This is a genomic window from Phenylobacterium sp. (assembly GCF_041916435.1).
Lineage (GTDB): Bacteria > Pseudomonadota > Alphaproteobacteria > Caulobacterales > Caulobacteraceae > Phenylobacterium.
Map to the genome: position 1 here is coordinate 188,776 of NZ_JAYRZM010000006.1, position 17,107 is coordinate 205,882.

The following is a 17,107-nucleotide window of genomic DNA, read 5'->3' on the forward strand; positions in this document are numbered from 1 at the left end:
AAGGACATGCCCCGCACCGTCGAGTTCATCTTCGATTTCGGCAGCCCCAACGCCTATCTGGCCGGCAAGGTCCTGCCGGCCATCGCCGCCCGCACCGGCGCCGAGGTCAAGCTCGTCCCCTGCCTCCTGGGCGGGATCTTCAAGCTCACCGGCAACCAGCCGCCGATGGTCGCCTTCGGCGGCGTGAAGGGAAAGCTGGACTACGAGGCGCTGGAGACCCGCCGTTTCGTGCAGAAGCACGGCCTTTCGGCCTACCGCTTCAACCCGCACTTCCCGGTCAACACCCTCCTGATCATGCGCGGCCTGATCGCCGCCCAGCGCGCCGGCGCGGGCGATCGCTACCTGGACGCGGTGCTGGCGGCCATGTGGGAGGACGGCGAGAAGATGGACGATCCGGAGGTGTTCGTGCGGGTGCTGGACGCCGCCGGCCTGGACGGCCAGACGCTGCTGGCCGCGACCCAGGACGCCGAGGTCAAGGCCGAGCTGATGGCCAACACCGAGGCCGCCGCGGCCCGCGGCGTCTTCGGCATCCCCACCTTCTTCGTCGGCGAGGAGATGTTCTTCGGCAAGGACCGGCTGGCTCAGGTCGAAGAGGCCCTTCAGGCGATTCCCGCCTAGGGCCCGGTCCGCCGCCGGCGGCTGATTCGCTTGTGAGGGGGGGGTCGGCCGGTCCGCCACGTTCCGTGGGGCTGGGGGGCTGTTCAGGATCCGGAGCGCGACGTCTCTTGACCGGCCGATGGTGAGACTTTCACCGGCCCATGCGGCGCCTAAAGGTCCGCAAAAAGGCCATTTCGGGGCGAGCCGTCTGTTGCAGCCAGGGCACACGGCGCGAGCTTGTTTCGGCCAAGCTCGGGAAAGTCCTTTGTCGTCAGCCGCCGCGGCCCGATAAGGACGGTGAATAGAGCTTGCGTCCCTGAAACATGGGACGTGGGGCACGGGGGTCCGCGGCGCTTCCGAGGCTTGCCTCGCGCGGATAGATCGAAGCGGCGAAGGGCGACCCACTGGGTCGCCTTTTTTGCGTCTGATGTCCTGAATTTCCGGAGGGCGGCGCCGCGCCGCCCTCGACGGGCCTAGTTGCCCGTCTTCACCTGCTCGCGCGCCTGGGCCAGCAGTTCGGCCATCTTCATGCGCACGTCGCCCTCGGTGACCTGCACGCCCGAGCCCTTCAGGTCCTCGAACACCTTGCGCAGCACATCCTCGTCGCCCGGCAGCTCCAGGTCCGACTTCACCACCGCGCGGGAGTATTCGGCCACACGTTCGCCTTGCAGGCCCATCAGGCCCGCGGCCCATTCGCCGAGCATGCGGTTACGCCGGGCCCCGGCCTTGAATTCCTGCTCCTGATCGAGCGCAAACTTTTTCTCGAAGCCCTGCTCACGATCGTCGAAGGTGGTCATGTGTTCCCCGGGAAGCGCTACGGACGGCGTTGCATACTCTGCGACCGCGCCCGCCGCAATCGAAACGCGCCGCGCTATTTTCGCTACTCACTGAGATGTTTGCGCCGAACCCGCCCTTCCGCTAATTTCGCGCCGCCTCATATCGAGCCGGAGGCCGAGTCGGAGCCGCGCGCGCTGGACGCCCCGTCGCGCGCGTTTTTTGTCGCTTCCGCGCGCGGTCAGCCCTGGCTCCCGGAGAAGGCGAGAGATGACCCGCCGCAAGAAGATTTATGAGGGCAAGGCCAAGATCCTCTACGAGGGGCCCGAGCCCGGCACGCTGATCCAGTATTTCAAGGACGACGCCACCGCCTTTAACGCCCAGAAGAAGGCCGTGCTGGAAGGCAAGGGCGTCATCAACAACCGCATCAGCGAATTCGTGATGAGCCGGCTGAACGCCATCGGCGTGCAGAACCACTTCATCAAGCGCCTGAACCTGCGCGAACAGCTCATCCGCGAGGTGGAGATCATTCCCCTCGAGGTGGTCTGCCGAAACATCGCCGCGGGCAGCTTCTCCCAGCGCTTCGGCCTGACCGAGGGCCAGCCCCTGCCGCGCTCGATCATCGAGTTCCACCTGAAGGACGACAAGCTCGCCGACCCGCTCGTCAGCGAAGAGCACATCACCGCCTTCAACTGGGCCTCGACCCAGGAGATCGACGACATGATGGCGCTGACCCTGCGGGTGAACGACTACCTGTCCGGCATGTTCGGCGCGGTCGGCATCACCCTGGTGGACTTCAAGGTCGAGTTCGGCCGCATCTGGGAGAACGACTACGCGCGCGTGATCCTGGCCGACGAGATCAGCCCCGATTCCTGCCGCCTGTGGGACGCCCAGACCAACGAGAAGCTGGACAAGGACCGCTTCCGCCGGGACATGGGCGACGTCATCGAGAGCTACACCGAAGTCGCCCGGCGCCTGGGCATCATGAAGGAGATGCCGACGGTGATCCAAGGAGGTCTGCACTAGTGAAAGCCAAGGTCCACGTGTTCCTCAAGCCCGGCGTCCTGGACGTCCAGGGCAAGGCCGTCGAAAGCGCCCTGCACGGCCTGGGCTGGGCCGACGTGGCCGACGTGCGGGTGGGCAAGACCATCGAGTTCGATCTCAAGGCCGCCGACCCCGCCGAGGCCGAGGCCGAGGTCAAGGCCATGTGCGAGAAGCTCCTGGCCAACACGGTCATCGAAAGCTACCGCGTCGAGGTGGCGTGAGCCGGCCGGCGGCCTTCCTTCTCCTTCTGGCGCTCGGCGCCTGTTCGCAGGGGCCCGCGCCCGGCCCCGCGCCGGTGGCGCTGGACTGCGCCAAGGGCTTCGAGCCCCTCTCCCAGGCGATCGCCGCCCAGCCCAGCTTCACCGAGGCCGAGGCGCCCGGCGAGCCCTACCGCTACATCAACGCCGAGGACGGCAAGGTCTCCTACGTGATCACCCGGCCCGGCGCGCCCGGACATCCGGCGATCATCCGCCAGGTCGGCGGCGAGACCACCGGCTGCGCCTTCGGCGACAAGGCTGGCTATGACCAGCTTCTCGCCTATCTGTCGTCCCTGAGCGGAGCGAGGAAGAAATGAGCGGCTTTCACCTGGCGCAGATCAACATCGGCCGGCTGCTCGCCCCGCTCGACTCGCCGGTCGTGGCCGACTTCGTGAACAACCTCGGCAAGATCAACGCCCTCGCCGAGGCCTCGCCGGGCTTCGTCTGGCGCCTGACCGGGGACGGCGACAACGCCACCGACATCCTGGCCTTCGACGACCCGGCCATCCAGATCAACATGTCGGTGTGGGAGACGCCGCAGGCGCTCGGCGCCTTCGTCTACCGCTCCGAGCACGTCCAGTTCATGCGCCGCCGCCGCGAATGGTTCGAGCCGATGGGCGGCTACATGGCCCTGTGGTGGATCCCCGAGGGCCACGTTCCCACGCCCGCCGAGGGCCGCGCGCGGCTGGAGACGCTGCAGCGCCTGGGCCCGACGGACCAGGCCTTCACCTTCCGCCAGATCTTCCCGACGCCCGATCTGGCGCAACGCCCCCTCCCCATCCTCGACGAATGCGCCTAGGAAGCCCGCCATGAAAGCCGCCGTCATCGTCTTCCCCGGATCCAACTGCGACCGCGACTGCAAGGTCGCCGTGGAGCGCTCCACCGGCGCCAAGGTGGACATGGTCTGGCACGGCGAGACGGCCCTGCCCCAGGGCCTGGACCTGATCGTCCTGCCCGGCGGCTTTTCCTACGGCGACTACCTGCGCTGCGGGGCCATGGCGGCGCTCTCGCCGGTGATGGCCGAGGTCAAGGCCGCCGCCGAGCGCGGCGTGGCGACGGTGGGCATCTGCAACGGCTTCCAGATCCTGTGCGAGGCGGGCCTGTTGCCCGGCGCCCTGCTGCGCAACGAAAAGCTGAAGTACGTCTGCAAGCCCGTGGCGCTGGAGGTCACCAACGCCCAGACGCGCTTCACCGCCGGCTACGCCGGCCGCCGCTCGGTGACCATGACCATCGGCAACGGCGAGGGCAATTTCTTCGCCGACGAGGCCACGCTCGACCGGCTGGAGGGCGAGGGCCAGGTGGTGTTCCGCTACGAGGACAATCCCAACGGCTCGGCCCGCGACATCGCCGGCGTCGTCAACGCCCGCGGCAACGTGCTGGGCATGATGCCTCACCCGGACCGTGCCTTCGAGGCCGAGCTGGGTTCGGCCGACGGGGCGATCCTGTTCCAGAGCGCCCTGGCCAGCGCCTGATCTCTTGTCACCAGGCCCCGTTAGGCTGATGCTCGCATAGGTCGAGCGGAGGCTCCGATGGCCGAAATCACCGATCCCCCGCCCCAGGCGGTGCTGGACGATCTCGCCGCGCTTCAGCCCAGGCTCGCCGGCGTGCCCGCCAAGGCCGGCGACAACCTGGTGATCGCCACCTGGAACGTCCGCGCCTTCGGCGACCTGACCAAGAAGTGGGCCAGCCAGGACGGGGATTCTCCGCGCCGCGACTTCCACGCCGCCGTGCTGATCGCCGAGATCCTGTCGCGCTTCGACGTGATCGCCGTGCAGGAGGTCAAGGCCAACCTGCGCGCCCTGCGCCACACGCTGAAGAAGCTCGGTCCCCGCTGGGGCTTCGTCCTGACCGACGTCACCCGCGGCGGCCCCGGCAACGACGAGCGCCTGGCCTTCATCTTCGACACCCAGCGGATCAAGCTGTCCGGCCTGGCCTGCGAGCTGGTGGTCCCGGAGGACCTGAACGACAAGCTTTCCGACGCCGCCAACGCCTTCCAGCGCCAGTTCGTGCGCACGCCCTACGCCGTCAGCTTCCTGCGCGGCGACAAGACCTTCGTGCTGGTCACCCTGCACGTGAACTACGGCCAGGGTCCCGGCGACCGCGTGAGGGAGCTCACCGCCATCGCCAAGTGGCTGCGCAACTGGGCCGAGCAGATGGACGACTACGGCCAGAACCTGATCTGCATGGGCGACTTCAACATCGACCGGAAGGGCGATCCGCTCTGGCAGGCCTTCACCTCCACGGGCCTGACCCCCGCGCCGGGCTTGGAGAAGGTGCCGCGCACCCTCTTCTCGTCGATCGAGCATCCGGACCTGAAGAGCTTCTTCGACCAGATCGCCTGGTTCCAGACCGTGAAGGGCAAGCCCTACCTGACGATGGACTTCCGCCAGGCCGGCGGGATCGAATTCGACGGCGCGGTGCTGAAGGATCTAACCACCGTGCAGCTCTCCTGGCGCCTCAGCGACCATCACCCGCTGTGGGTGGAGTTCGGCGTCTGAAAGCTGCGGGCCATGGTCTCCATGCCCTGGGACATCATCATCTCGAACACCGGCGCCACCTCGTGCGGCAGGACGTCGGCGGTCCAGACCAGCCGGCTGCCCTCGCCCTCGGGGAGCACCTCGAACGTGGCGTGGTGGTGGCTCGCCGACCCGCCGGCCACCGAATAGGCCAGGCGCCGGCGCGCGTCGTCCACGTCCACCAGGAGTTCGCGCACGGTCACGCCGTTGGCGAAGGTCACCAGGCGCGATCCCTCCTCCAGCACGCAGTCAGTGACGAAACCGGGCGCCAGGCGGGTATGCACCGCGCCCACGTCGGCGAACACGTTCCACACGGCCTCAGCCGCCAGCGGCAGGGCCATCTCCTTGCGGATCGAAGCCATCCTCAGTCCTTTCCTCCGAACAGGGGCAGCGCCTCGATGCTCGTCGCGCCCTCGATCTCCAGCAGCCTGCGCTTGGTCGCCACCCCGCCCGGCGCGGAGAAGCCGCCCATCTTGCCGTCCGCCCCCAGCACCCGGTGGCAGGGCATGATCACCGGGCATGGATTCTTGCCCATCGCCTGGCCCACGGCCTGGGCCGCGTGGGGCTCGCCCACGGCCCTGGCCACCTCGCCGTAGGTCATGGTGCGTCCCGGCGGGATCGCCCGCACCACCTCATAGATGCGCCGGTGCAGCTCGGGCGCGGCGCCGTAGTCCAGCGGCGTCTCCAGGAGGTCGAGCTTCTCGCCGGCCATCAGCCGCCGAACGCCCTCGATCGCCGCCTCGACCCAGGCCGGCGGCGCGGCCTCCCGCGCCTGGGGATGGCGCCGCGCCAGCCGCGCGCGGGCGGCGGCTTCGTCGGCCTCCGGGAGCTGCACGCCCACGATCGCGCTTTCGCTCCAGGCCAGGCCCAGAAGGCCGAGCGCGGTGGGAAACAGGGCGTATCCGACGGCTTTGCTCATGGCCGCGACGTTAGCACCGCGCCCCGGGCGATGATCGCGGGAAACGGACGCGATCGGCCCGGCTTTCCGCCGCCGGAAGAATCCCGGCTAAGGTGCCCGTCAAACTTGTCCCGCCACGAAGGCCCCGCCGATGTTCCGCCCTCTCCTGCTGCGCGCCGCCTGCGCGTCCGCCCTCCTGGCCTTCGCCGCCCTGCCGGGCGCGGCCCAGACGCCGCCGATGACCCCGGATCTGGTCGAGAATTTCAAGGCGCCGACCGACAGCTACGACTACGTCAAGCGCGAGGAGATGATCCCCATGCGCGACGGGGTGAAGCTCTACACGGTGATCGTCATCCCCAAGGGCGCGAAGAACGCCCCGATCCTGCTGACCCGCACGCCCTACAACGCCGCCAAGCGCGCCGCCCGCTACGAGAGCCCGCACATGCTGGCCGAGCTGCCGCAGATGGACGAGCCCTTCGTCGAGGACGGCTACATCCGCGTTTTCCAGGACGTGCGCGGCAAGTACCGCTCCGAGGGCCAGTACATCATGACCCGCCCGGCGCGCGGGCCGCTGAACAGCTCCGAGATCGACCACGCCACCGACGCCTACGACACCATCGACTGGCTGGTGAAGAACGTGCCCGAGACCAACGGCAAGGTCGGCATGATCGGCTCCTCCTACGAGGGCTTCACCGTCGCCATGGCGCTGACCGATCCGCACCCGGCGCTGAAGGTGGCCGCGCCGCAGAGCCCGATGATCGACGGCTGGATGGGCGACGACTGGTTCCACTACGGCGCGTTCAGGCAGGTGAACCTCGACTATTTCACCGACCAGCTCACCGCCAAGGGCGCCGGCGACGACATCCCCCGCGGCGCCTACGACGACTACGAGACCTTCCGCCGGGCGGGCTCGGCCGGCGCCTACGCCAAGGCCGCGGGCCTTGAGCAGATCCCCTGGTGGCGCAAGACCATCGAGCATCCGGCCTATGACGCCTTCTGGCAGGAGCAGGCGCTCGACAAGATCCTCGCCGGCAAGCCGCTGAAGGTGCCGACCATGTGGATCGGCGCGCTCTGGGACCAGGAGGACATGTGGGGCGCGGCCCACGCCTACGCCGCCACCGAGACCAAGGACGTGAACAACGACAAGAACTTCCTGGTGATCGGCCCCTGGCGCCACAGCGGGGTGAACTATTCCGGCTATGAGCTGGGCGAGCTGAAGTTCGAGGGCGACACGGCCCTGCAATTCCGCACCGAGGTGCTCAAGCCCTTCTTCGACCAGTACCTGAAGGACGGCGCGCCCAAGGCCGACACCCCGCCGGTGTTCATCTTCGAGAGCGGGACCAACCGCTGGACCCGCCAGAAGGCCTGGCCGCTCGCCTGCCAGAGCGGCTGCCAGACCGCCATGACGCCGCTCTATCTGAAGTCCGGCTTCTCCCTCGGCCTCGGCGGCGACGCCGGCTCGGCGGGCGCCGACGACTATGTCTCCGACCCGGCCAAGCCGGTGCCCTACCAGCCCCGGCCCGTCAGCTTCGCCGACGGCGAGGCCTGGCGCACCTGGCTGGTGCGCGACCAGCGCTTCGCCGCCGACCGCACCGACGTGCTCACCTACGTCACGGACGAACTCACCGCCCCGGTGAAGATCGCCGGCGCCCCGGTGGTCGACCTCTACGCCTCCACCACCGGCACGGACGGCGACTTCGTGGTCAAGCTGATCGACGTCTATCCGGACGAAGCGCCCTCCGATCCGAAGATGGGCGGCTTCGAGCTGGGCGTGGCCATGGACATCTTCCGCGGCCGCTATCGCAAGAGCTTCTCCAAGCCCGAGGCGATCACCGCCGGCAAGGTCGAGCGCTACCACTTCGCCCTACCCAACGCCGACCACGTGTTCCTGCCGGGCCACCGGATCATGGTGCAGATCCAGTCGAGCTGGTTCCCGCTCTACGACCGCAATCCGCAGACCTTCGTGCCGAACATCTTCTTCGCCAAGCCGGGCGACTACCAGAAGGCCACCATCAAGGTGTTCCACGGCGGGGCGAGCGCCAGCGCCATCGAACTGCCGGTGGTGACGGACTAGCCCCTAGTCGGTCTCCGGGCTCGGGCGGGTGCGCATGTCCAGATGCGGCGGCCCGCGCTCGGTCCGGGCGGGGCCCTGCCTGTGCTGCTGGGGCGGGCTCGGCCGCTGGGGATGGGTCCGCTGATGCTGCGAGGTCCGATCCGTCTTCGGCTCCATGACTGGTCCTCTCGCGCTGGCGCGCCGGGCCGCGGCGCGCCCTGGATGAACCGAACCGGCCGCCCGATCGTTCCGGCCCATCTCGCGCGCGCGCCCGAGTCCGGCTATTAGGCGCCCATGAGCGCCACGCCCCAGAAATCCATGGCCGAGACGGCCGCCGAATTCGGCCTGAAGCCCGACGAATACGAGCTGATCATCAAGCGCCTGAACCGCGAGCCGAATTTCGTGGAGCTGGGCGTCTTCTCGGTCATGTGGTCCGAGCACTGCTCCTACAAATCCTCGCGCAAGCACCTCGGCAAGTTCCCCACCACCGGGCCCAAGGTGATCTGCGGCCCGGGCGAGAACGCCGGCGTCATCGACATCGGCGACGGCCCCGATGGAACGAAATTGGCCTGCATCTTCAAGATGGAGAGCCATAACCACCCCTCCTACATCGAGCCCTACCAGGGCGCGGCCACCGGGGTGGGCGGCATCATGCGCGACGTCTTCACCATGGGCGCGCGGCCGATCGCGCTGCTGAACGCCCTGCGCTTCGGCGATCCCGGCCATCCGAAGACCAAGCGCCTGGTCTCCGGCGTCGTCGCCGGCATCGGCGGCTACGGCAACTGCGTGGGCGTGCCGACCGTGGCCGGCGAGACCAACTTCCACCGCGGCTACGACGGCAACATTCTGGTCAACGCCATGTGCGTGGGCCTGGCCGACGCCGACAAGATCTTCTACTCCGCCGCCCCGGCCGCCGGCCTGCCGGTCGTCTACTTCGGCTCCAAGACCGGCCGCGACGGCATTCACGGCGCGACCATGGCCTCGGCCGAGTTCGACGAGGATTCCGACGAGAAGCGCCCGACCGTCCAGGTGGGCGACCCCTTCGCCGAGAAGCTGCTGATCGAGGCCACCCTGGAGCTGATGGCCACCGGCGCGGTCGCCGCCATCCAGGACATGGGCGCGGCCGGCCTGACCTCCTCCTCGGTCGAGATGGCCGGCAAGGGCGGCGTCGGCATCGAGCTCGACCTGGACGCCGTGCCCCAGCGCGAAGAGGGCATGAGCGCCTATGAGATGATGCTGTCGGAAAGCCAGGAGCGGATGCTGGCGATCCTCAAGCCCGGCCGCGAGGCCGACGGCGAGCGCATCTTCAAGAAGTGGGGCCTGGACGCCGCCGTCATCGGCATGACCACCGACACCGGCCACATCGTGCTCAAGCACAAGGGCGAGGTGGTCTGCGACATCCCGCTCGCCCCGCTCTCCGAAGACGCCCCGCTCTACGATCGCTCCTGGGTCGCTCCGGCCCCGGCCGCGCATGTCGACGCCGGCCACGTGCCCGCGCCCGCCGACTACGCCGAGGCGGTCGTCAAGCTGATGAGCGCGCCGGACATGGCCTCCAAGCGCTGGCTCTGGGAGCAGTACGACCGCCACGTCATGGCCGACACCCTGGAGGATTCGGCCACCGGCGCCGACGCCGGCCTGGTGCGCGTGCACGGCACGAGGAAGGCCCTGGCCGTCACCAGCGACTGCACCCCGCGCTACGTGCAGAACGATCCCTACGAAGGCGGCAAGCAGGCCGTGGTCGAGGCCTGGCGCAACCTCACCGCCGTGGGCGCGACGCCCATCGCCATCACCGACAACCTGAACTTCGGCAATCCCGAGCGGCCCGAGATCATGGGCCAGATCGTGCGCGCCATCGAGGGCATGGCCGAGGCCTGCCGCGAGCTCGACTTCCCGGTCGTGAGCGGCAACGTCAGCCTCTACAACGAGACCAACGGGGCGGCCATTCCGCCCACGCCCACCGTCGGCGGCGTCGGCCTTCTGGAGGATTACGCCAACCGCGCCGACTTCTCCGGCATGAAGCCGGGCTTCTCCCTCGTCCTGGTCGGCGAGACCCACGGCTGGCTCGGCGCCTCGATGTACCTGCGCGAGATTCTCGGCCGCGAGGACGGCGCCCCGCCGCCGGTCGACCTCTATCTGGAGCGCCGCACCGGCGACTTCGTGCGCGGCCTGATCGCCCAAGGCCAGGCGAGCGTGGTGCACGACCTCTCCGACGGCGGCCTGATCGCCGCGGTCGCCGAGATGGCGCTCGCCTCCGGCGTCGGCGCGACCCTGCAGCTCGCCTACGACAGCGTCGCCCACGCCGAGCTCTTCGGCGAGGATCAGGCGCGCTACCTGATCGCCGTGGCCGACCCCGACCCCATCCTGAAGGCCGCCGTCCACGCCGACCTGCCGGCCGCCGTCGTCGGCCAGGCCGGCGGCGAGGACCTGGCCGTCGACGGGCTCTTCAGCCTGCCGCTGAAGAAGCTGCGCGCCGCCCACGAGGGCTGGATGCCGGCCTACATGGGCGAGGCTGCGAGCTAGGCGCCGAAGAACATCTGCCGCACGCCGGCGCGGAACGCCTCGACGCCCGCCTCCAGCCGCCGGGCGTAGTTGGCCCGCGCGTCATTGCCGGCCACGTGGATCACCTTGCCGCTGTCGTCGGCCACGGCCTCATAGACCTCCTCGGCGATCTGCTCGGCCGTGGAGCCCTGGGCGCGGCGCTCCGGGCTCATGAAGGCGGCCGCGACCTTGGCGGTCGCCTCCGCGTAGGCGGGGTGCTCGGTGCGCACGATGGAGCGGCCGGCGAAGTCCGTGGCGATGCCGCCCGGCGCCACCGTCTTCACCTGGATGCCGAACTGCGCCAGCTCGAACGCCAGGCTCTCGCTCCAGCCCTCCAGCGCCCACTTGGTGGCGTGGTAGACCGAGTTGAACGGGAAGGTGACCAGCCCGCCGATCGAGGTGGTGGTGACGATCTGGCCCGAACCGCGCTCGCGCATCGCCGGCAGGAACGCCTGGGTCACGCGCATCACGCCCAACAGGTTGGTGTCGAGCTGGCGCTGGAGCTGCTCGTCGCTGGTCCCCTCGAACGGGCCGGCCAGGCCGTAGCCGGCGTTGTTGAAGAGCACGTCCACCGGCCCTGCCGCCAGGATCGCCTTGGCCGCCGCCTCGATCTGCGCCGGATCGGTCACGTCCAGGGCGACGACCTTGATTCCTTCGACCTGGCCGAGCTCGGTCTCCTTGGACGGGTCGCGCATGGTGGCGAACACCTTCCAGCCCTTCTTGGCGAACAGCAGCGCGGTGGCGCGGCCCAGGCCCGTGGAACTGCCGGTGATGACAATGGTCTTGGTCATTTCAGGCTCCCTATTGAATATATATTCAACTTCTGCACATGACGAACGGGTGATTGGCGGCCGGTCAGGCTTTGAGGGCGTCCCAGCAGAGGGTGACGGCCGCGTCCTGCAGCGCCGCGCGGCGCGCCTTGGGCTGGGTGGCCGCCAGCGCGGCCATGGCCTTCAACGTCTCCATGACGAAGGCCGCCAGCCAGGCGCTGTCGATGTCCTTGAACAGGTGCTCGGCCTTGCCGCGCTCCAGCAGCTCCAGCGCCGGCCGGGCCGCGAGCGCGGCGGTCTCGCGCGTCTCGTCGGTCAGATACGGCGAGTTCGCCATCTGCGTCATGAAGATAAGTTCTGCATAATGATCAATGACATAATCCATGTATGCCTTGACCATCCGCTCGAAGGCGGCGCGCAGCGGCAAGTTCTCGTCGCGCACGATGAAGTCGGCGAAGCTCCGCTTGGTCTTCAGATAGAGCGCGTCCAGCAGCGCGCCCTTGCCCTTGAAGTAGGTGTAGACCGTGCCGGTGGCCACGCCCGCGCGCCGCGCCACCGCCTCGATCGACAGGCCGGCCAGCCCCACCGCCTGGACCTCGTCCAGGGTGGCCCGCAGAATCTCCTGCGCCTTGGCTTCATCCTTCTGCCGCATGGGCCGATAATGAATTCAAATTCGGCTTTGGTCAACAGCCGCCGGCTGGCGGCGTCAGCGCCTACGCGGCGGCGAGCGAGGCCGCGGCGTAGACGCCACGCGCCCGGCGATAGGCCGTGATCCTGGCCTCCACCTCTTGGCGGAAATTGCGGAACAGGCCCTGGATCGGCCAGGCGGCCGCGTCGCCCAGGCCGCAGATGGTGTGGCCCTCGACCTGGCTGGCGACGTCGAGCAGCAGGTCGATCTCGCTCATCTCCGCCTCGCCGCTGGCCATGCGTTCCATCACCCGCCACATCCAGGCCGTGCCCTCGCGGCACGGCGTGCACTGTCCGCAGCTCTCGTGCTTGAAGAACCGCGACACGCGCGCGATGGCCCGGACCAGGTCGGCGTCGCGGTCGAAGGCGATCAGGGTCGCCGTCCCGAGGCGCGAATTGAAGCGGGGCAGGTCGTCGTAGTCCATCAGCGCGGTTTCGGCCTGCTCGGCCGTGATCATCGGCATGGAGACCCCGCCTGGGATCACCGCCTTCAGGTTTCCCCAGCCGCCGCGCACCCCGCCGAAGTGCTCCTCGATCAGTTGGCGCATGGGAATGGACATTGTCTCCTCGACCACGCAGGGACGGTTCAGGTGGCCCGAGCCGGCCATCAGCTTGACGCCGGCGTTGTTCGGCCGGCCGAAGCCCGCGAACCACTCCGCCCCCCGCCGCAGGATCGTCGGGACGACGGCGATGGACTCGATGTTGTTGATGGTCGTCGGACAGCCGAAAAGCCCGGCTCCGGCCGGATAGGGCGGCTTGAGCCGGGGCTGGCCCTTCTTGCCCTCCAGGCTCTCCAGCAGCGCCATCTCGTCGCCGCAGACATAGGCGCCGGCGCCGTGGGCCACGAAGAGGTCGAAGTCCCAGCCGTGGATGTTGTCCTTGCCGATCAGGCGCGCCTCATAGGCCTGCCGGATCGCGGTCTCGAGCCGTTCGCGCTCGTGGACGTACTCGCCGCGGACATAGACGTAGCAGGCGTGAGCGCGGATGGCGTAGCTGGCGACCAGGCAGGCCTCGATCACCACGTGCGGCTCATAACGCAGGATCTCCCGGTCCTTGCAGGCCCCGGGCTCGGATTCGTCGGCGTTGACGATCAGATAGTGCGGCCGCCCGCTGCGCCCGTCGGGCATCAAGGTCCACTTGAGCCCCGTGGAGAAGCCGCCCCCGCCTCGCCCGCGCAGGCCCGAGGCCTTCACCTGGTCGCAGATCCACTCCGGCGTCTGCTGCAGCATCTCGCGGGTCAGGCGCCAGGTCCCGCGCGCCCGCGCGGCGTCCAGGCCGACATCGTGCACGCCGTAGAGGTTGGTGAAGATACGGTCCTTGTCCTCCAGCACACCCAACGTCATCGCGCGCCTCCCCTGGCTGCGGCGAAGGATGTGGGCCGGCCCCAGGGCCAGGCAAACGACATTTCGGCCCGCGCCTAGTGAGCCCGCCTCACAAGCAGCACGTGCATAGGCGTCATGGCTCGCCCGACTTCAGCCGGGCCGTCAGGGCCTCGAGGAAGACGCGCGTCTTGGTCGGCACGTGACGGCCGGCGGGCGTCAGGGCGTAGACCGGGGCCGGGCGGCTCCTCCAGTCGGGCAGCACCCGTTCCAGGGCGCCCGTGCGCAGCTCGTCAGCCACGTCCAGCTCCGACTTCAGCATCACCCCGTGCCCGGCCAGGGCCCAGGCCTGGATCACGTCGCCGTTGTCGGCCCGAAGGCGCGGGCGCGAGTCCACCTCGGCCGCTTCGCCCCCCGGCCCCTCCAGCCGCCACGGCTCCAGGCCCTCGCCGAAGCGCAGGAGGTCGTGGACGGCCAGCTCGTCCGGCGTGCGCGGCCGGCCGCGCCGCGCCAGATAGGCCGGCGCCGCCACCAGGATCCGGTGGTTGTCCGCCAGCTTGCGCATCACCGCGGCGCTGTCGCGCGGCTCGCCGATCCGGATGGCCAGGTCGATGCGGCCCTCGACCATGTCGATCAGGCGGTCGTCGAGCCGAAGGTCCACGTCGAGCCGCCGATTTCGCGCGGTCAGTTCGGCGGCGACGGGCGCCAGGTAGATCCGGCCGAACGAGATCGGCGCGCTCACCCGCAGCACGCCGAAGGGCGTCTCGCGGCCGCTTGCGAGCTGCGCCTCGGCCGCGTCCAGCTCGTCGAGCACCCGCTCCACATGGCCGAGCAGCGCCAGCCCCTCCTCGGTGGGTGACAGGCTGCGTGTGGTGCGGTTGACCAGCCGCACGCCGGCCCGCCGCTCCAGGCTCGCCAGCCGCTTGCTCACCACCGCCAGGCCGACGCCCAGGTCGCGCCCCGCCGCCGACAGGCTGCCGAGCGCCAGGATCCGCTGAAAGGTCCGCAATTCGGCGACGTCGCTCAGCATATTCTCAACTTCAATTCCATAAATCATGGAATTATACGTCGATTATATCCGAACATGAAACGTCATAGATGTCCGGGCCTCAGCCCCGCGCCTCGCCGGGGCGCCCATGAGGACCCGGTGATGACGACTCCGCTTTCCCGCCCGCTGCGGCTGCCCTCCGGCGCCGTCCTGCCCAACCGCATCGTCAAGGCGGCGATGAGCGAGGGCCTGGCCGACGTCGACAACCATTCCACCCCGCGCCTGGAGCGGCTCTACGCCCGCTGGGCCGGATCCGGCGCGGGCCTGCTGCTCTCCGGCAACATCCAGGTCGATCCCTGGCACCTGGAACGGGCCGGCAATGTGGCGCTGCAGGACGAGACCGGCATGGCGGCGCTGCGATCGCTCACCCGCGCGGCCACCGCCGGCGGCGCCCACTTCTGGGCCCAGCTCGGCCATACCGGCCGCCAGGTGATCAGCGCGATCAATCCCGAGCCGCTGGCGCCCTCGCGGGTGGAGATCGACGTGGCCCGCGGCGCCGGCTACGCCTTCTCCCCGCCCCGGCCGATGACCGAGGCCGAAATCGAACACGCGATCGGCCAGTTCGCCCGCACCGCGGTCCTGGCCAAACAGGCCGGCTTCACCGGCGTGCAGCTCCACGCCGCCCACGGCTATCTCTTCTCCCAGTTCCTGAGCCCGCTCTCCAACCTGCGGACCGACCAGTGGGGCGGCCCGCTGGAGAACCGCGCCCGCCTGCTGCTGCGGACCATCGCGGCGGTGCGCCAGGCCGTCGGCCCCGACTTCCCCATCGGCGTGAAGCTCAACGCCTCGGACTTCCAGAAGGGCGGCTTCACCAACGCCGAGTGCCTGAAGCTCGTCGAATGGCTGAACGCCTCCACCCTCGATCTCCTGGAGCTCTCCGGCGGCTCGCTGGAACAGCCCAAGCAGGTGGGCGCCTCCTTCAAGGACGAAGGCGAAGACGGCCGCCGTCCCAGCACCGTCGCGCGCGAGGCCTACTTCGTCGCCTTCGCCGGGGCGGTGAAGGCCGTCGCCGCCATGCCGGTGATGGTCACCGGCGGCTTCCGCACGGCCTCGGCCATGACCTCCGCCCTGGACGACGGCGAACTCGACCTGGTGGGGATCGGCCGGCCGTTCATCGCCGATCCGGAGACCGGCGCGCGCCTGATCTCCGGCGTGATCGAGCGGGCCGCCGCGCCCGAGGACCACCTCGGCCTCTTCCACCTGATGGGTTGGTTCAACATGCAGCTCGAGCGCCTGGGCGACGGCCTGGACCCGGACCTCTCGCTCGACGGCGCCGAGGCGACCGCCCAGTTCCGCGCGCTGGAGGAGGGCTATGTCCGCGCGCTGATGGACCACCGGGGCCGCAAGGCCGCCTGAGCGACGCCATGAGCCTCACCGGCATCGCCCACTACGCCGTGCGCACGCCCGACCTGGAGGCCTCTCGGCGCTTCTATGTCGACGTCCTGGGGCTGCGGGCGGGATACCGCCCGCCGTTCCCCTTCCCCGGCGCCTGGCTCTACCTTGGCGAGGACGAGGCGAGCTACGGCGTCGTCCACCTGATCGGTGAAGGGACAGGCGAGGGCCTGACCGCCTATCTGGGCGCGCGAGCGGCGGACCAGGGCTCGGGCGCGGTGGACCACCTCGCCTTCTTCGCCCGCGACTGGCCCGCCATGCGCCGCCGCCTCGAGGCGTGCGGCGTCGGCTTCAACGAACGCACCGTCCCGCAGCTCGGCCTGCGCCAGGTGTTCCTGCTCGATCCGACGGGGGTGGTCGTGGAGCTGAACTTCCCGGCCTCGGAGGCGGACGCCTGATCAGTCGTCCTCGTCTTCCTCATGCTCGGCGCCGCCCCGCGCCTGGTCGCCGCCATGATGCTCGCCGGCGGCCTCGTCGCGAACGCCGGGCCTGAAGGCGTTCGGGTCGACGCGGGTCACCGCCACCGCCGCCAGGGCGATCACGGCCGCGGCGACCGGCAGGGCCGCCCGGCGCGGCGGCTTGGCGTCCTGCGCGCCGGGGTGGCGCGCGGCCGGCTTGGAGCCGGTCACCATGGCCCGCACCAGGTTCTCCCGGGTCGCCAGCGACATGACCACCACCGCCGCCACGTGCACGCCCACCAGGGCCAGCAGGGCGTAGGCGAGGGCTTCGTGCAGATCCTCTCCACGCGCCGCTCCGGTGAACACCGTCGCCGCCGTCAGGCCGAGAAGGCCCACCACCGCGAGCGCGCCCAGCGGATTGTGCCCCACGGTCGCGGCCGGCCGGCCGCCGAGCAGCTCGCGCAGGTGCGCCCCGATCCGGCCGGGCCGCAGGAAGCTGGCGAACCGCGCGTGCTCCCCGCCGATGAAACCCCAGACCAGGCGGAAGGCGATCAGCACGGCGGCGGTCCAGCCCGCCGCCATGTGCCAGGCCGCGAGCGCGCTGTCCTCTTCCGACGACAGGAACGCCACGGCGATGCTGATCGCCAGCGCCCAGTGGAACAGCCGAAGCGGCAAGTCCCAGGCGCGAATAGTTCTCGTTGTATTGATCGGCTCTTCAGTCATGATCGCCTCCGTTCGGCGATGCATGCGCCCCATTTCTGAAACCAACCTGACACGAAAACCGCCTTTGCGAAGCATTGGCGGGTGAAAGACTTG

General features: G+C 69.5%; 20 protein-coding genes. 11 read left to right on the forward strand and 9 right to left on the reverse strand.

Going from position 1 to position 17,107, the window contains the following annotated elements:
- Nucleotides 1-6: 6 nt before the first annotated feature.
- On the forward strand, nt 7-618 hold the full coding sequence (locus ACE3TA_RS17765; RefSeq protein WP_374575651.1) for a 2-hydroxychromene-2-carboxylate isomerase: 612 nt from the start codon (nt 7-9) through the stop codon (nt 616-618).
- A gap of 452 nt (nt 619-1,070) precedes the next feature.
- Here the strand turns inward: ACE3TA_RS17765 and ACE3TA_RS17770 are convergent, their stop codons facing one another.
- Complete coding sequence (locus ACE3TA_RS17770; protein ID WP_374575652.1) at nt 1,071-1,394, reverse strand: DUF1476 domain-containing protein; 324 nt, start codon at nt 1,392-1,394, stop codon at nt 1,071-1,073.
- A gap of 247 nt (nt 1,395-1,641) precedes the next feature.
- Here ACE3TA_RS17770 and purC point away from each other — a divergent pair, with 247 nt between their 5' ends.
- From purC to ACE3TA_RS17800, 6 genes are read left to right on the forward strand one after another with little or no spacing between them, the layout of a single operon-like run.
- Nucleotides 1,642-2,397, forward strand: a complete 756-nt coding sequence (gene purC / locus ACE3TA_RS17775) for a phosphoribosylaminoimidazolesuccinocarboxamide synthase (protein ID WP_374575653.1) — start codon at nt 1,642-1,644, stop codon at nt 2,395-2,397.
- Entirely contained in the window at nt 2,397-2,636 is a 240-nt protein-coding gene (gene purS, locus ACE3TA_RS17780; protein ID WP_374575654.1) for a phosphoribosylformylglycinamidine synthase subunit PurS, read from the forward strand. The genes purC and purS overlap by 1 nt, the downstream gene beginning before the upstream one ends.
- Nucleotides 2,633-2,989 carry a hypothetical protein gene (locus tag ACE3TA_RS17785; RefSeq protein WP_374575655.1) on the forward strand — a complete coding sequence of 119 codons (357 nt, stop codon included), beginning with the start codon at nt 2,633-2,635 and terminating at the stop codon, nt 2,987-2,989. Before purS ends, ACE3TA_RS17785 begins: the two co-directional genes overlap by 4 nt.
- Nucleotides 2,986-3,471 carry a DUF3291 domain-containing protein gene (locus ACE3TA_RS17790; protein ID WP_374575656.1) on the forward strand — a complete coding sequence of 162 codons (486 nt, stop codon included), beginning with the start codon at nt 2,986-2,988 and terminating at the stop codon, nt 3,469-3,471. The genes ACE3TA_RS17785 and ACE3TA_RS17790 overlap by 4 nt, the downstream gene beginning before the upstream one ends.
- A gap of 10 nt (nt 3,472-3,481) precedes the next feature.
- Nucleotides 3,482-4,144, forward strand: a complete 663-nt coding sequence (purQ, locus tag ACE3TA_RS17795; RefSeq protein ID WP_374575657.1) for a phosphoribosylformylglycinamidine synthase subunit PurQ — start codon at nt 3,482-3,484, stop codon at nt 4,142-4,144.
- A 57-nt stretch (nt 4,145-4,201) separates the two neighbouring features.
- On the forward strand, nt 4,202-5,170 hold the full coding sequence (locus ACE3TA_RS17800) for an endonuclease/exonuclease/phosphatase family protein (protein ID WP_374575658.1): 969 nt from the start codon (nt 4,202-4,204) through the stop codon (nt 5,168-5,170).
- Here ACE3TA_RS17800 and ACE3TA_RS17805 read toward each other — a convergent pair.
- Both ACE3TA_RS17805 and ACE3TA_RS17810 read right to left on the reverse strand, forming a co-directional pair.
- Complete coding sequence (locus ACE3TA_RS17805; RefSeq protein WP_374575659.1) at nt 5,140-5,550, reverse strand: SRPBCC family protein; 411 nt, start codon at nt 5,548-5,550, stop codon at nt 5,140-5,142. The genes ACE3TA_RS17800 and ACE3TA_RS17805 overlap by 31 nt on opposite strands.
- A gap of 2 nt (nt 5,551-5,552) precedes the next feature.
- A complete protein-coding gene (locus ACE3TA_RS17810; protein WP_374575660.1) occupies nt 5,553-6,107 on the reverse strand; it encodes a methylated-DNA--[protein]-cysteine S-methyltransferase in 555 nt (184 codons plus the stop codon).
- Between the two features lie 130 nt (nt 6,108-6,237).
- Here ACE3TA_RS17810 and ACE3TA_RS17815 point away from each other — a divergent pair, with 130 nt between their 5' ends.
- Nucleotides 6,238-8,160, forward strand: a complete 1,923-nt coding sequence (locus tag ACE3TA_RS17815; protein ID WP_374575661.1) for a CocE/NonD family hydrolase — start codon at nt 6,238-6,240, stop codon at nt 8,158-8,160.
- Between the two features lie 3 nt (nt 8,161-8,163).
- Here ACE3TA_RS17815 and ACE3TA_RS17820 read toward each other — a convergent pair whose 3' ends face one another.
- Complete coding sequence (locus ACE3TA_RS17820) at nt 8,164-8,316, reverse strand: hypothetical protein (RefSeq protein ID WP_374575662.1); 153 nt, start codon at nt 8,314-8,316, stop codon at nt 8,164-8,166.
- Between the two features lie 117 nt (nt 8,317-8,433).
- Between ACE3TA_RS17820 and purL the strand changes: the two genes are divergently transcribed.
- Nucleotides 8,434-10,659, forward strand: a complete 2,226-nt coding sequence (gene purL / locus ACE3TA_RS17825; protein WP_374575663.1) for a phosphoribosylformylglycinamidine synthase subunit PurL — start codon at nt 8,434-8,436, stop codon at nt 10,657-10,659.
- On the opposite strand, the gene ACE3TA_RS17830 is transcribed toward purL, so the two are convergent.
- The 4 genes from ACE3TA_RS17830 to ACE3TA_RS17845 all read right to left on the reverse strand — a co-directional run bounded on the left by ACE3TA_RS17830 (nt 10,656) and on the right by ACE3TA_RS17845 (nt 14,483).
- Nucleotides 10,656-11,468, reverse strand: a complete 813-nt coding sequence (locus ACE3TA_RS17830) for an SDR family oxidoreductase (RefSeq protein ID WP_374575664.1) — start codon at nt 11,466-11,468, stop codon at nt 10,656-10,658. The two genes, purL and ACE3TA_RS17830, sit on opposite strands and share 4 nt — an antisense overlap.
- Before the next feature lie 64 nt (nt 11,469-11,532).
- Nucleotides 11,533-12,099 (reverse strand): TetR/AcrR family transcriptional regulator, encoded by a 567-nt coding sequence (locus tag ACE3TA_RS17835; protein ID WP_374575665.1) that lies wholly within the window; start codon nt 12,097-12,099, stop codon nt 11,533-11,535.
- A gap of 61 nt (nt 12,100-12,160) precedes the next feature.
- The gene (gene nuoF / locus ACE3TA_RS17840) at nt 12,161-13,477 is read right to left on the reverse strand and encodes an NADH-quinone oxidoreductase subunit NuoF (RefSeq protein WP_374575666.1); all 1,317 of its coding nucleotides are present in this window, start codon (nt 13,475-13,477) and stop codon (nt 12,161-12,163) included.
- A 112-nt stretch (nt 13,478-13,589) separates the two neighbouring features.
- Nucleotides 13,590-14,483, reverse strand: coding sequence for a LysR family transcriptional regulator (locus ACE3TA_RS17845; protein ID WP_374575667.1), 894 nt, complete (start codon nt 14,481-14,483; stop codon nt 13,590-13,592).
- A gap of 120 nt (nt 14,484-14,603) precedes the next feature.
- Here ACE3TA_RS17845 and ACE3TA_RS17850 point away from each other — a divergent pair, with 120 nt between their 5' ends.
- Together ACE3TA_RS17850 and ACE3TA_RS17855 are read left to right on the forward strand one after the other, a co-directional pair.
- On the forward strand, nt 14,604-15,857 hold the full coding sequence (locus ACE3TA_RS17850) for an NADH:flavin oxidoreductase/NADH oxidase family protein (protein ID WP_374575668.1): 1,254 nt from the start codon (nt 14,604-14,606) through the stop codon (nt 15,855-15,857).
- Nucleotides 15,858-15,865: 8 nt separating this feature from the next.
- Nucleotides 15,866-16,291: a VOC family protein gene (locus ACE3TA_RS17855; RefSeq protein ID WP_374575669.1), complete on the forward strand. Its 426-nt coding sequence runs from the start codon at nt 15,866-15,868 to the stop codon at nt 16,289-16,291.
- Here the strand turns inward: ACE3TA_RS17855 and ACE3TA_RS17860 are convergent, their stop codons facing one another.
- Nucleotides 16,292-17,014 (reverse strand): cytochrome b/b6 domain-containing protein, encoded by a 723-nt coding sequence (locus ACE3TA_RS17860; protein WP_374575670.1) that lies wholly within the window; start codon nt 17,012-17,014, stop codon nt 16,292-16,294. It lies immediately after the preceding gene.
- Between the last annotated feature and the right edge of the window lie 93 nt (nt 17,015-17,107).